Below are 13,571 nucleotides of genomic sequence, written 5' to 3' on the forward strand. Positions count from 1 at the left end.
CCCCGTACCGCAAGGTCGGGGTTTTCTTTTTTGGGCAATGGCTCAGTAGCTGGCCTCGATCCAGGGAGTGCCCTCGCGCGGATCGGCCACTACGATGTCACTTGCATGCCACCCCACAGCTTGCGCCAGAGCGGATTGCGCGAGTTCCGGTCGGTTGTTGCGTGCGCTCAGGTGTGCAGCCACCACGTGTCGCAGATTCGGGTGATGTACGGCGTGCAGGATGTCCGCGCTGACATGGTTGGGAAGGTGCCCACGCGGACCTGCGATGCGCCGTTTCAGGAACACGGGATAGTCGCCCGACGCCAGAAGGTCGGCGTCGTGGTTGGCTTCGAGCAGCAGCGCGTGACAGCCCTGTAGCCGTTCCACCACCGTTTCTGCCGCATGGCCCAGGTCGGTCAGTAGGCCGATGTGCGTCGCGCCATCGCTGCAGCGCAAGTGCAATGGTTCACGTGCGTCATGCGGCACGCTGAAAGGATGTGCGCAAAAGCTGCCCATATCGACGGGTACGCCATCGCACGCCACATGCAGCAGGCCGTCAAGGTCGGGTGACCCTAGGGCATCGTAGGTGCCCTCGCTCATCCAAACGGGGATGCGTTCGCGCAGGACGAGCTTCAGCACGCAGCCCACATGATCGGAATGCTCATGTGTGATAAAGACGGCATCCAACTGCGCCGGGGCCGTACCGGCAGCCTGCAGGCGCCATTGCAGTTGCCGGATGCCCAGCCCGCAATCCACGAGCAGGCGCCGGGTATGCGCGCCGCTGCGCCCTTCAACCAGCGTGGCGTTGCCGGTGCTGCCGCTGGCCAGATTGCGAAAGCGCAGCATCGTGTAGGCGCAAGCGGCGCGGCGCCGCCCCTTTTACTTCAGATCATCCGCGAGCACGCGCACGATGCGCTGTGCATTGGCGGAGGTCTCGGGCGCGCCTGCGGCGTTGAGCACCGACACCGTGCTTCGGTTGCCCTCGCTGCGCACCACGATGCGGTACTTCAGCGGCGGCACCGCGTCGGGCGAGCGGCTGAACAGCTTGCTGAAGAAGCCTTGCTCCTTCTTCTCGGTCGGGGCGACGTAGCGGACGAAGTACACGCCCTGGCTGCGGTCTCGGTCCTCCACGGTGAAGCCGGTGCGGTCCAGCGACACGCCTACGCGGCGCCAAGCGCGGTCGAAGCCTTCATCAAGCTGCACCACCGGCACGTTGTCCACCGTGGCCATACGCGCGGACGGGGCGGAGGGTACGGGCGCTGCGGCGGCGGCCTTGGATTGCTCCTCGCTCACGCCCAGCTTGACCATCAGCCGGCGCAGGAATTCGGTTTCCAGTTCCGGATCGGCCGGGCGGGGCTGCCAGACGGTGTTGTCCTTCTGGGTGTTGGTGTAGACCTCCACCATGCCGCGGTGGCTGATGTAGATCTCCGTGCCGCCGCTGGCGTTGCGCTCCAGGCGGGTCCGGAACTTGTCGCGTTCGCCCGTGGAATACAGCGAATCGAAGACCTTGCCGATCGTGGAGCGGATGATGTCCTGCGGCAGCTTGGCGCGGTTTTCGGCCCAGTCGGTCTCCAGCAGGCCGAGCTTGGGTTGTTCCAGCACGTACACGAAGCCGTTTTCGATCCAGAAGTCACGCACCGGGTCCCACAGTTGGTCGGCAGGGCGGTCCACCACCAGCCATCGTTGGTTGCCGTCGCGCTCGATGCGTACGTCTCCAATGGACTTCGGGGCTGCGCTCGCCGCGCCGCGGGGCTGTTGCGCCTGGCCGGCTTCGAAAGCGGCAGCAGACACGACCCCGCCAGGCACCGTGTAGCGTGTGTCGCGCGAGAGCTGCGTCAGGTCCGGAGGCACCTCCAGCGTTGCCCCCTTGGTGGCGCTTTTGTAATCGATCTTGTCGTTCTCCAGCACGGAGCAAGCAGACAGGGTCACGGCAAGGCCCAGCAGGCCCAAACGGGTGGTAGCGTTCACGCGAAAATCCTCATTGATCCAGATTCGGCCGGGAGCGTTCCAAATACGCTGCAAGCTGGCAACAGGCTGGGTGAAATTAGAGCTTAGAGCAGCCCCGCGGCGCGCAGGGCGGCCTCGACCACGGCTTCGTTGCCCTGGCTCAGGGGCGTCATGGGCAGGCGCAGAGCGCCGCCGCACAGGCCCATGCGCTGCACAGCCCACTTCACGGGGATGGGGTTGGCCTCTACGAACAGTTGCTTGTGCACGGGCATCAGGCGGAACTGGATCTCCATGGCGCGGCGGGTGTCACCGGCCAGCGCGGCCACGCACAGCTCGTGCATCAGGCGAGGCGCCACGTTGGCCGTCACGCTGATGTTGCCCTGGCCGCCGCACAGCATGAGCGCCACGGCCGTGGGGTCATCGCCGGAATACACGGCAAAGCCCTTGGGCACGTCGCGGATGAGCCATTGCGCGCGTTCGATGTTGCCTGTGGCTTCCTTGATGCCCACGATGCCGGGCACCTGCGTGAGGCGCAACACCGTTTCGTGCTGCATGTCCGCCACCGACCGGCCGGGCACGTTGTACAGCACCATCGGCAGGTCGCCCACGGCCTCGGCGATCGCCTTGAAGTGGCGGTACTGGCCTTCCTGTGTGGGCTTGTTGTAATAGGGCACGACCTGCAACTGGCTGTCGGCGCCGACCTTCTTGGCGAACCTGGCCAGCTCGATGGCCTCGGCCGTGGAATTGGCGCCGCAGCCCGCCATGATGGGCACGCGCTTGGCGGCTTGTTCCACGGACACGCGAATGATTTCGCAGTGCTCCTCCACGTTCACCGTGGGCGATTCGCCGGTCGTGCCCACCACGCCGATGCAGTCGGTGCCTTCTGCGATGTGCCAGTCGATGAGTTTGCGCAGCGCGGGGTAGTCCACACTGCCGTCGTCATGCATGGGCGTGACGAGGGCGACGATGCTGCCGGTCAGGGGGGCGCTGGGAGAAGTCATGTCCGCGTTCAAAAACGGTAAAAACACATTCTAACTAGACGGGGCCCTGCAGCGGCGTGCGCAGCGGCGCGCGCAGCGGCCCGTCCATGGACGGCGCAGGCCGCACGGCGGCGATGCGCTGCACGAAGCGCGCGGGCGCGTCGAGGAAGCCTTCCTCATAAGCCACGATGCGCAGGTCCCGGCAGGCCTGCAGCAGTTCGCCCGGCTTCAGCAGGAATTCGGCCCGCGCGGGCCGGCCGACAGTTTCGTTGCCCACGGCGAAGGTCTCATAGAGCAGCACGCCACCGGGCGCCACGCTGTCCACGATGGTGGGCAGCAAAGGACGCCACAGGTAATTGGTGACCACCACGCCGGCAAAGCGCTGCCCGGGCAGGGGCCAGGGGCCAGCCTCGATATCCGCAACGATCGTCGCGCCCCATGGTGCTATGCTTTCGATAGCTTCTGGCGCTTTGTCTATGCCCGTTACCGGGTGTTTTCTTTCATAGAACCAGCGCATGTGACGGCCGTGACCGCAAGCCACGTCCAGCACACTGCCGCCCGCAGGCACCAGGTGGGACCAGCCCTGTATCCATTCCGAGGCCGCAGGCAGCGGCGCATGGGCGGTGCCGTGCGGGGCCATCGTCAGAAGCAGGCCCAGATCTGGTCCGCCAGCGTCAGCATGAAGTCGGGCTGCAGGTACAGCGCGAACACCCCCAGCAGCACCGCGAGCAGCGCAACTGCGACGATCGACCGCTTGTACAGGGTGCGCATGGTCAGGCCGCCTGAGGGGTGGCGCGCACGATGGCGCCCTCGCGTACGGGCAGGTTCACCAAGCCCGCGAGGATGCCCAACACAATCGCCAGGTACCACACGATGTCGTAGCTGCCCGTGCGGTCATACAGATAGCCGCCCAGCCACACGCCCAGGAAGCTGCCGATCTGGTGGCTGAAGAACACGAAGCCGCTGAGCATGGACAGGTGCTGCACCCCGAAGATCTGCGCAACGGTGGCATTGGTGGGGGGCACCGTGGACAGCCACAGTGCGCCGATCACGGCCGAGAACACGTAGACCGACAGCGGCGACAGCGGCACCAGCAGGAAGATGGTGATGGCCACGGCACGGGCGAAATAGATGAACGCCAGGATGTGGCGCTTCGGGATCCGTTGGCCCAGCGAGCCCGCGATATAGGTGCCGAACACGTTGAACAGCCCGATCAGCGCCAGCGCATAGCTGGCCACCTGGGGCGTGAGGCCCTGGTCGCGCAGATAGCTGGGCATGTGCACACCGATGAACACCACCTGGAAGCCGCACACGAAGTAGCCGGCGGTGAGCAGCAGGAAGCTGCGGTAGCGCAGCGCCTCGGCAAAGGCCTCGCCCACGGACTGGGTACGTTTGACGGGGGCGCTGCCATGAAAGCCCGGCTCGCGCAGGCCGAAGGCCAGCGGAACGATCAGGATCACCATGGCCGAGAGCACCAGCAGGGCCTCTTGCCAGCCCAGGCGCAGGATCAGTTGCCCCTCCAGCGGCACCATGAGGAACTGGCCGAACGAGCCCGCCGCAGCGGCCACGCCCATGGCCCAGGAGCGCTTGTCGGCCGGGATCTGCCGGCCCAGCACCCCGTAGATGATGGCGTAGGTGGTGCCCGCCTGTGCAGCGCCGATCAGCACGCCCGTGGTCAGCGAAAACAGCAGCGGCGTGGGAGACAGCGCCATGCCGGCCAGGCCCATGGCGTAGAGCGCTGCGCCGCCGATCAGCACGCGGAAGGCGCCCAGGCGGTCGGCCAGCATGCCGCCAAAGATGCCGAACAGACCCCAGGACAGGTTCTGAATGGCCATGGCCAGGGCAAAGGTCTGGCGTGTCCAGCCCATGTCCTGGGTGATGGGCTGCAGCCACAGGCCGAAGCCGTGCCGGATGCCCATGGACAAAGTGACGATGGCGGCGCCGCAGATCAGCACCTGGGCCATGGACAGTTTTCGGGTTGCGTCGTGCATCCGGCGAATGTAGCGAAAACCCGTGTCGCCTGCTCGGCGCCCCCCTGTGCAGCACGCTGGCGGGGCAAGAAAGCGTCACCATCCTGGTTTTATATCCAGCACTACAATCCGCCGCCATGGCAGTCAAACCCGCATCCACCTCCGCCAGCGACTACTCCGAAGGCTCGATCCGCGTCCTCAAGGGACTGGAGCCCGTCAAGCAGCGGCCGGGCATGTACACCCGCACCGACAACCCCCTGCACATCATCCAGGAGGTGCTGGACAACGCGGCCGACGAGGCGCTGGCGGGCTTTGGCAAGAAGATCAAGGTGACCTTGCACACCGACGGCTCGGTGAGCGTGGAGGACGACGGCCGGGGCATTCCGTTCGGCCTGCATCCCGAGGAGAACGCACCGGTGGTGGAGCTGGTGTTCACCCGCCTGCACGCGGGCGGCAAGTTCGACAAGGGCAAGGGCGGGGCCTACAGCTTCTCGGGCGGCCTGCATGGTGTGGGCGTAAGCGTCACCAACGCCCTGGCCACCCGGCTGGAGGTGGCCACCCACCGCGAGGGCCAGGTAGCGCGCCTGGTGTTTGCGGGCGGCGACGTGACCGAGCCGCTGGCGGCGCGCCCGCNGGGCACCACCGTGCGCGTCTGGCCCGACGCCAAATACTTTGAGTCCAGCAACCTTCCGATGGGCGAGCTGACGCACCTGCTGCGCAGCAAGGCGGTGCTCATGCCCGGCGTCACGGTGCAGCTGGTCAATGAAAAGACGCGCGACACCCAGACCTGGCAGTACAAGGGCGGCCTGCGCGACTACCTGGCGCAGACGCTGAGCGCTGACCCGGTGATCCCGCTGTTCGAGGGCGAGGGCTTCGCCGACCGCCACAACGAGAGCTTTGCCGAGGGCGAGGGCGCCGCATGGTGTGTGGCCTTCACCGAGGAAGGCCAGCCGGTGCGCGAGAGCTACGTGAACCTGATCCCCACCAGCGCCGGCGGCACCCATGAAAGCGGCCTGCGCGACGGCCTGTTCAACGCGGTCAAGAGCTTCATCGAGCTGCACTCGCTTCTGCCCAAGGGCGTGAAGCTACTGCCCGAGGACGTGTTTGCGCGCGCCAGCTATGTGCTGGCGGCCAAGGTGCTGGACCCGCAGTTCCAGGGGCAGATCAAGGAGCGGCTGAACTCGCGCGACGCCGTGCGGCTGGTGTCCAGCTTCGTGCGCCCGGCGCTGGAGCTGTGGCTGAACCAGCACGTGGAATACGGCAAGAAGCTGGCCGAACTGGCCATCAAGGCCGCGCAGACACGGCAAAAGGCCGGCCAGAAGGTCGAAAAGCGCAAGGGCTCGGGCGTGGCCGTGCTGCCCGGCAAGCTCACCGACTGCGAAAGCCGTGACCTGGCCTACAACGAGGTCTTCCTGGTCGAGGGCGACTCGGCCGGCGGCAGCGCCAAGATGGGCCGCGACAAGGAAAGCCAGGCCATCCTGCCGCTGCGCGGCAAGGTGCTCAACACCTGGGAGGTCGACCGCGACCGCCTGTTTGCCAACACCGAGGTGCATGACATCTCGGTAGCCATCGGCGTGGACCCGCACGGCCCGAGCGACACCCCTGACCTGTCCGGCCTGCGCTACGGCAAGATTTGCATTCTGAGCGATGCCGATGTGGACGGCTCGCACATCCAGGTGCTGCTGCTGACGCTGTTCTTTCGCCACTTTCCCAAGCTCATCGAGGCTGGCCATATCTTTGTCGCCCGGCCACCGCTGTTCCGCGTGGACGTGCCGGCGCGCGGCAAGAAGCCCGCGGCCAAGGTGTATGCGCTGGATGAATCCGAGCTGGAAAGCATCCTCGACAAGTGCGCCAAGGACGGCGTGCCGCGCGAGAAGTGCCAGATCAGCCGCTTCAAGGGCCTGGGCGAAATGAACGCCGAGCAGCTGTGGGAGACCACGCTCAACCCCGACACGCGCCGCCTGCTGCCGGTGCAGTTGGGCACGTTCGACTTCTCCGCCACCGAGGGCCTGATCACCAAGCTCATGGGCAAGGGCGAGGCCGCCGCGCGCCGCGAGCTCATGGAACTGCACGGCGACCTGGTGGATGTGGACATCTGACGAAGGCACCCTCGCCATGACTGCGCGCCCGGGATACCGCATGCGTAACAGCCTTTTGGGGCTTTTGCGCACGGCTGGCATGTGCTGCGCGCTCCTGTTTTTGCAGCAAACCGCGCATGCGGACCTGTGGGCCTTCGTGGACGAGCGCGGCGTGACGCACTTCGCCGCGCAGCAGCTGGACGAGCGTTACGCGCTGTTCTTTCGCGGCAACGACTTCGACTCCGAGCGCGACGGCTCCAACACCGGACGTCAGGGTGCGGCCGATGTCTCCACCGGGCCGGCCAGTCCCTCGGGGGCGCGGCTGCTGGCCTTCTTCGAGGTGTCGCACGACTACAAGCTCGTGCGCCAGCACCTGCGCTCGGCGTCGGCGCGCCATGGCGTGGACTACGCGCTGCTGCAGGCGGTGATCGCCACCGAGTCGGGTTTCAACACCCGCGCGGTTTCGCCGCGCGGCGCCGTGGGGCTGATGCAGCTCATGCCCGCCACCGCCAGCCGCTTCGGCGTGAGCGGCGACACCAGGCGCTCGGTGGAGCAAAAGCTGGTGGACCCCGCCACCAACGTGGCCGCGGGCACGCGCTACCTGCGCTACCTCATGGATCTTTTCGAGGGCCGCCTGGACTTGGCGCTGGCGGCCTACAACGCGGGCGAGGGCGCCGTGCAGCGCGCCGGCAACCGCGTCCCCGCCTACCGCGAGACGCGCAACTACGTGCAGAGCGTGATGGGCCTGTATGCGCTGCTCAAGCCGCCGCTACCGACGCGCAATCAGCGCGCGAACCCGGGGCGCGTGCGCATGGAACTGCCCGCCACGCCCCATTCCCTATCCGATGCCGGTGAGCGCGGCGACGCGCAGCGCATGTCCACGCCTGCGCCCACGCGCCTGGCCCGGCAGTCATCGACCGAGTCTGTCTTCACTGAATGAGCGACCAACCCACTCTCGACTTCTCCGCGCCCGCCGACCACGGCGACAGCCTGGAACTGGCCGGCTATGCCCAGCGCGCCTATTTGGAATACGCCCTCTCGGTCGTCAAGGGCCGCGCGCTGCCCGACGTGTGCGACGGCCTCAAGCCCGTGCAGCGGCGCATCCTCTACGCCATGGACCGCATGGGCCTGGGCTACAGCGGGCCAAACCGCAACGTGGCGGCCAAGCCCGTCAAAAGCGCCCGCGTGGTGGGCGACGTGCTGGGCCGCTTTCACCCGCACGGCGACCAGTCGGCCTACGACGCACTGGTGCGCTTGGCGCAGGACTTCAACCAGCGCTACCCGCTGATCGACGGCCAGGGCAACTTCGGCAGCCGCGATGGCGACGGCGCGGCGGCCATGCGCTACACCGAGGCGCGCCTGACCCGCATCGCCGGCCTGCTGCTGGACGAGATCGACATGGGCACGGTGGACTTCGTGCCCAACTACGACGGCAGCACGCAGGAGCCGCGTCAGCTGCCCGCGCGGTTGCCGTTCGCGCTGCTCAACGGCGCCAGCGGCATCGCCGTGGGCCTGGCCACCGAGATCCCCAGCCACAACCTGCGCGAGGTGGCCGACGCCTGCGTGGCCTTGGTCAAGAAGCCGCAGTTGAGCGACGAGGAACTGTTCGCGCTGGTCCCCGGCCCTGACTACCCGGGCGGCGGCCAGATCATCAGCACTGATGCTGACATCCAGGACGCCTACCGCACGGGCCGCGGCAGCCTCAAGGTGCGCGCGCGCTGGAAGATCGAGGACCTGGCGCGCGGCCAGTGGCAGATGGTGGTGACCGAGCTGCCGCCCGGCGTTTCCGCGCAGAAGGTGCTGGAGGAGATCGAGGAACTCACCAACCCCAAGGTCAAGACCGGCAAGAAGGCGCTCACGCAGGAGCAGACGCAGCTCAAGGCTGCCTTGCTGGCGCTGCTGGACGGCGTGCGCGACGAGTCCAGCAAGGACGCACCGGTGCGCCTGGTCATCGAACCCAAGACCGGCAAGGTGCCGCAGCAGGATCTCATCACCGCGCTGCTGGCGCACACCAGCCTGGAGACTTCCGCGCCCATCAACCTGACCATGGTGGGGCTGGACGGCAGGCCCGTGCAGAAGTCGCTGCGCGAGATGCTGCAGGAGTGGATCGACTTCCGCCAGACCACCATCACGCGGCGCAGCCAGCACCGGCTGGACAAGGTGTTGGACCGCATCCACATCCTGGAGGGGCGGCAGCTGGTGCTGCTGAACATCGACGAGGTGATCGCCATCATCCGCCAGGCCGACGAGCCGAAGGCGGCGCTGATCGCGCGCTTTCACCTGTCGGACCGCCAGGCCGAGGACATTCTGGAAATCCGCCTGCGCCAACTGGCGCGGCTGGAAGCCATCAAGATCGAGCAGGAGCTGAAAGAGTTGCGCGACGAGCAGGGGAAGCTGGAGGACATCCTCGCCAACCCCGCCTCGCTGCGCCGCCTGATGGTCAAGGAGATCGAGGCAGATGCCAAGCTGTTCGGTGATGCGCGCCGCACGCTGATCCAGGCCGAAAAGAAGGCCGTGGCCGAGGTCAAGGTGCTGGACGAACCCGTCACCGTGGTGGTGTCCGAAAAGGGCTGGGTGCGTGCGCGCCAGGGCCACGGGCACGAGGCGGGCAGCTTCGCCTTCAAGTCGGGCGACGGCCTGTACGGCACCTTTGAGTGCCGCACGGTGGACACGCTCATCGTCTTCGGCAGCAACGGGCGGGTGTATTCGGTGGCCGTGTCCAGCCTGCCGGGCGGGCGCGGCGACGGCCAGCCCATTACCACGCTGATCGAGCTGGAGGCCGGCACGCAGCCGGTGCATTACTTTGCCGGCCCTGCAGGCGCAACGCTGCTGCTGGCGGGCTCGGGCGGCTACGGCTTTTTGTCCACCGTGGAGCACATGACCGGCCGCAACCGCGGCGGCAAGGCGTTTGTCACGCTGGCCGAGGGCGAGCGTCTGTGCCGCCCGTCGCACGCGGCGGGCACCAGTGGCAGCCAGGCGCTGGCGCCAGCCACGCATGTGTGCTGCGCATCCGTGGGCGGGCGCGTGCTGACCTTCGAGATCACCGAGCTCAAGCTGATGGAAAAGGGCGGGCGCGGCCTGATGCTGATCGACCTGGAACCCAAGGACGAGCTGGCCGGCGCGGCCGCCTACACGCGCAGCGTGCGCTTTACCGGCCTGGGCCGCGGCGGCAAGCCACGCGATGAAACGCTGGAAATCCGCAGCCTGAACAACGCGCGCGCCCTGCGCGGGCGCAAGGGCAAGGCTGCCGACCTGGGCTTCAAGCCGGCCGACGTGCTGCGGGTGGAGTGACGGGCGATATAAAAAAAGATAGCTGCCAGCGCTTTTAGCGATTGGGCTGGAGGCATAAAACATGCCCAATCGCCAAGCGATGCACTGGCAGCTGCAGGGGCTTAGCTGATCTCGGCGATCAGCTCGATCTCCACGCAGGCGCCCATTGGGATTTGCGCCACGCCGAAGGCGCTGCGCGCGTGGCGGCCCTTGTCGCCAAATACCTGGCCCAGCAGCTCGCTGGCGCCGTTGGTGACCAGGTGCTGCTCGATGAAGTCGCCGGTGGAGTTGACCAGGCTCATCACTTTCACGATGCGCTGCACGCGGTTCAGGTCGCCGCTGCAGGCTGCCTGCAGCGTGCCCAGAAGGTCGATGGCCACGGCGCGGGCGGCTGTCTGGCCTTCTGCGGTGGTCATGTCGCGGCCCAATTGCGCGGCCCAGGGCTTGCCGTCCTTGCGGGCGATGTGGCCGCTCAAGAACACCAGGTTGCCGGTCTGCACATAGGGCACATAGGCCGCGGCAGGCACGGCCACGGGGGGCAGGGAGATGTTGAGTTCCTTCAGCTTGTCGTAAACGCTCATGGCAGTCCTTGAAAACAATAAAGGCCACGCGCGCGTCGCATGGCCCTGCTGAGTGTTGCACAACTGGCTACCCCAGTCGCAGGCAGCCGGGCGGGGCCCTTGGCAGGGCTTTTTGATCAAGCCACCTGCAGCGAGCCCTTGGCGCCCATCAGCAGGTCGATCACATCGGGCGCGGTGATGATCTCGGCGCGCGGGTCCATCTGCGATGCGTCCAGGCCGTTGTGCACCATGCAGGATTTGCACACCGCCACGCGCCCGCCTTCTTGCAGAAAGTTGCGCAGCAGGTCGGCGGCGGGCTCGAAAGGCGTGCCGATGTTGATGCCGTCCGCCGTGCCGGGCACACCCAGCGTGACGCCCTCGGCCATCAAAATCAGGCAGACCGTGTGGCCTTTGCGCCGCGCGGCCAGCGCCATGGTCAGGGCGACGGTGGCTTTGTCGGGGTTGCCCTTGCCGTGGTAGAGGGTGGAGACGAAGTCGGCGGTGGCTGGCATGGGTTTGCTTCCTTTGCAATAGGGGCCCGTGTGGGGCGGTGGGTAGGTTCAGGTGTGGCGGGCGCGGGCGCCCAGGCCCAGCCAGCCTGCCAGGGTGTAGGCCACGATGGTGGCGCCCACGGCACCCAGCATGAAGACCAGGGTGATCAGTATCCAGTCGGCCGGGCCGGCGGCGTCGGTAAAGCCGGACGACGACACGCTGGCCATGATCCACAGCGCCAGCGCGCCGCCGGGCAGGGCCAGCGCCTGCGCGCCCACCAGCCGCCGCGCGCGCAGCCCGCGGTCGCGCACCAGCAGCAGCACAAAGGCCAGCGTGCCCAGCACCGCCACGGCGATCAGCGGCCACAGCCAGGCGCCCAGCATTTCCTGGAACACGGCCAGCAGGATGAGGGGGTCGAGTTCTTTCATGAGAAGTCTCCGTTTGCTATAGGTTAAGTAGCTGCTGATGTTTGATGCAAAAGCGCTAAAGGCATTTTTGATGCATCAAGCCACGCCGCGCAGCATGCTGATGTAGGTGGGCTTGAGCGCCATGGTTTTCATCACCCAGCTGACCCACAACTCCTCCAGCGGCGCGATCACGCCCGGGAACGAGGGCGTCAGGTTGTTCTGGTAGTCAAACTCGATCAGCATGGCCCGGCCCAGCCGCGTGATCAGCGGGCACGATGTGTAGCCCGCGTACAGCGCGGACGATGTGCGGCCCGCGATCTGCGCCACCAGATGGTCCACGGCCACCGGCACCTGCCATTTGACGCTGGCGGCGGTCTTGCCCTTGGGCACGCCGGCAATGTCGCCCAGACCAAAAACGTTGGGATAGCGCACATGGCGCAGCGTGCCCTTGTCCACCTCCATCCAGCCTTCTGCGGCCCAGGCCTTGTTTTTGTCGGCGGGCCAGGGCAGGGGGCTGTTTCTGACGGCCTCGGGCGCGCGCATGGGCGGAATGACGTGGATGAAGTCGTAGGGCTGCTCTTCTGTGCCGTCCGGCGTGGCAAAGGTGGCAATGCGCTTGCCGGGGTCGATGGCGCGCAGCACGCGCTCGTAGTTCACCGCAATGCCTCGCTCCTGGTACAGCATGCGCACCTTTTCGTGCACGATGGGCACGCTGAACAGCACCTTGTTGTTGCTGTTGTAGATCACCTCGGACTTGCTGCGCGTGCCGCGGCGCGTCAGGTAGTCGTCGGTCAAAAAGGTGTATTTGAGCGGGGCGCCCGCGCATTTCATCTCGGTGGCGGGGCGCAAAAACACACCGCGCCCGCCTTTGTCGGCAAACGCCGACATGGCCTGCCAGGTGTCTTCGGCGGCTTGTGGCCCGGCGTAGATGCTGCCGATGCCGTCCTTGCCGATCAGCCGCGGGTCCATGCCTTCGATCAGAGAATATTCCAGCTGCAGGCCGGTGGCGACGATCAGAAAGTCATAGGCGTGGCGCGCGCCGCTTTCGGTGACCACCTGGTTGCCCTCCACGTCGAACTCGGCCACGCGCTCGGGCACCAGCTCCACACCTGCGGGCACATAGTCGGCCGTGCTGGAGACCACATAGGTTGCGGGCTTGATGCCCGCGCCCACCAGGGTGAAGCCGGGCTGGTAGTAGTGGTCACGGCGGGCATCGATCAGCGTGATGCGCGCGCCATCCAGCGCTGCCGACAGGCGCGCGGCAGCCGTCAGGCCCGCAGCGCCAGCGCCTGCAATCACAATGCGCGCCTGGGTTTTGACTTTGGCGGGCGTGGCCGCTGGCGCTGGCGCCGGCGTCTGCGCGTGTGCTGCTGCTGCCATGCCGCCCAGCGCGGCCAGCAAGAAGGCGCGCCGCTGGCTGGGCGCCTGTAGCCAAGAATCGACAAGTCTGCGTTGCTCGGGCGTGATAGGCATGGCGTTGATCCCCTTTGTCAGTTGTCCCCTTGTTGTTTAGATTAGCCTAAATTGAATGAATAGCGAAACGCGTAAACACCATGACTGCTGAAACCTTGACCCAGCCCTTGTCCGCGCTGCAGCAACTGCAGCAAAGCGCCGCACAGGCCGCCGAGCTGCTGCAGGCCGTGGGCAACCCCAGCCGGTTGCTGGTGCTGTGCCTGCTGATCGAACACGGCGAGATGACTGTCGGCGCACTCAATGAGGTGGTCGGCCTGAGCCCCTCGGCCCTGTCGCAGCACCTGGCCAGGATGCGCGAAGAAGGTCTGGTGACCTACCGCCGCGAGGCGCAGACGCTGTACTACCGCATTGACGACCCCGGCGTCATCAAACTGATTGCCGCGCTGCGCGACATTTTTTGCCCCTGAAACCCCAC

The 13,571-nt window shown here is 66.7% G+C and carries 14 protein-coding genes and 1 pseudogene; 5 read left to right on the forward strand and 10 right to left on the reverse strand.

Features of this window, described 5'->3' with window-relative positions:
* Nucleotides 1-42: 42 nt before the first annotated feature.
* From OX89_RS03595 to OX89_RS03615, 6 genes are all read right to left on the reverse strand, one after another.
* Complete coding sequence (locus OX89_RS03595; RefSeq protein ID WP_047349588.1) at nt 43-825, reverse strand: MBL fold metallo-hydrolase; 783 nt, start codon at nt 823-825, stop codon at nt 43-45.
* Between the two features lie 33 nt (nt 826-858).
* The gene (gene bamC / locus OX89_RS03600; RefSeq protein WP_015912654.1) at nt 859-1,947 is read right to left on the reverse strand and encodes an outer membrane protein assembly factor BamC; all 1,089 of its coding nucleotides are present in this window, start codon (nt 1,945-1,947) and stop codon (nt 859-861) included.
* Nucleotides 1,948-2,030: 83 nt separating this feature from the next.
* Nucleotides 2,031-2,927 carry a 4-hydroxy-tetrahydrodipicolinate synthase gene (dapA, locus tag OX89_RS03605; protein WP_011804449.1) on the reverse strand — a complete coding sequence of 299 codons (897 nt, stop codon included), beginning with the start codon at nt 2,925-2,927 and terminating at the stop codon, nt 2,031-2,033.
* A 34-nt stretch (nt 2,928-2,961) separates the two neighbouring features.
* Nucleotides 2,962-3,546 carry a bifunctional 2-polyprenyl-6-hydroxyphenol methylase/3-demethylubiquinol 3-O-methyltransferase UbiG gene (locus tag OX89_RS03610; RefSeq protein WP_047349589.1) on the reverse strand — a complete coding sequence of 195 codons (585 nt, stop codon included), beginning with the start codon at nt 3,544-3,546 and terminating at the stop codon, nt 2,962-2,964.
* A 2-nt stretch (nt 3,547-3,548) separates the two neighbouring features.
* On the reverse strand, nt 3,549-3,677 hold the full coding sequence (locus tag OX89_RS19265) for a hypothetical protein (protein WP_255352793.1): 129 nt from the start codon (nt 3,675-3,677) through the stop codon (nt 3,549-3,551).
* Between the two features lie 2 nt (nt 3,678-3,679).
* On the reverse strand, nt 3,680-4,897 hold the full coding sequence (locus OX89_RS03615; RefSeq protein WP_011804452.1) for an MFS transporter: 1,218 nt from the start codon (nt 4,895-4,897) through the stop codon (nt 3,680-3,682).
* A gap of 116 nt (nt 4,898-5,013) precedes the next feature.
* On the opposite strand from OX89_RS03615, the gene OX89_RS18990 reads away from it, so the two are divergent.
* The 4 genes and pseudogenes from OX89_RS18990 to parC all read left to right on the forward strand — a co-directional run.
* Nucleotides 5,014-5,509: ATP-binding protein (locus OX89_RS18990; protein ID WP_234305495.1), on the forward strand; the 496-nt coding region annotated here is incomplete at its 3' end.
* A 1-nt stretch (nt 5,510) separates the two neighbouring features.
* Nucleotides 5,511-6,975 (forward strand): annotated as a pseudogene (locus OX89_RS03620) (DNA topoisomerase IV subunit B); the annotation flags it as partial.
* 40 nt (nt 6,976-7,015) lie between these two features.
* Nucleotides 7,016-7,894, forward strand: coding sequence for a lytic transglycosylase domain-containing protein (locus tag OX89_RS03625; RefSeq protein WP_047349591.1), 879 nt, complete (start codon nt 7,016-7,018; stop codon nt 7,892-7,894).
* The gene (gene parC, locus OX89_RS03630) at nt 7,891-10,245 is read left to right on the forward strand and encodes a DNA topoisomerase IV subunit A (protein ID WP_047349592.1); all 2,355 of its coding nucleotides are present in this window, start codon (nt 7,891-7,893) and stop codon (nt 10,243-10,245) included. Before OX89_RS03625 ends, parC begins: the two co-directional genes overlap by 4 nt.
* Nucleotides 10,246-10,346: 101 nt before the next feature.
* Here parC and OX89_RS03635 read toward each other — a convergent pair whose 3' ends face one another.
* From OX89_RS03635 to OX89_RS03650, 4 genes are all read right to left on the reverse strand, one after another.
* The gene (locus OX89_RS03635; RefSeq protein WP_047349593.1) at nt 10,347-10,805 is read right to left on the reverse strand and encodes a RidA family protein; all 459 of its coding nucleotides are present in this window, start codon (nt 10,803-10,805) and stop codon (nt 10,347-10,349) included.
* A gap of 116 nt (nt 10,806-10,921) precedes the next feature.
* Nucleotides 10,922-11,296: a DsrE family protein gene (locus OX89_RS03640; protein WP_047349594.1), complete on the reverse strand. Its 375-nt coding sequence runs from the start codon at nt 11,294-11,296 to the stop codon at nt 10,922-10,924.
* 48 nt (nt 11,297-11,344) lie between these two features.
* Nucleotides 11,345-11,704, reverse strand: coding sequence for a DUF5368 domain-containing protein (locus OX89_RS03645; RefSeq protein WP_047349595.1), 360 nt, complete (start codon nt 11,702-11,704; stop codon nt 11,345-11,347).
* 75 nt (nt 11,705-11,779) lie between these two features.
* Nucleotides 11,780-13,156: an FAD/NAD(P)-binding oxidoreductase gene (locus OX89_RS03650; RefSeq protein WP_047349596.1), complete on the reverse strand. Its 1,377-nt coding sequence runs from the start codon at nt 13,154-13,156 to the stop codon at nt 11,780-11,782.
* Between the two features lie 80 nt (nt 13,157-13,236).
* Here OX89_RS03650 and OX89_RS03655 point away from each other — a divergent pair, with 80 nt between their 5' ends.
* Entirely contained in the window at nt 13,237-13,563 is a 327-nt protein-coding gene (locus OX89_RS03655; RefSeq protein WP_172206470.1) for a helix-turn-helix transcriptional regulator, read from the forward strand.
* The last annotated feature ends 8 nt before the right edge of the window (nt 13,564-13,571 follow it).

The organism is Diaphorobacter sp. J5-51 (assembly GCF_001023515.1).
In the GTDB taxonomy this organism is placed as follows: domain Bacteria; phylum Pseudomonadota; class Gammaproteobacteria; order Burkholderiales; family Burkholderiaceae_C; genus Diaphorobacter; species Diaphorobacter nitroreducens.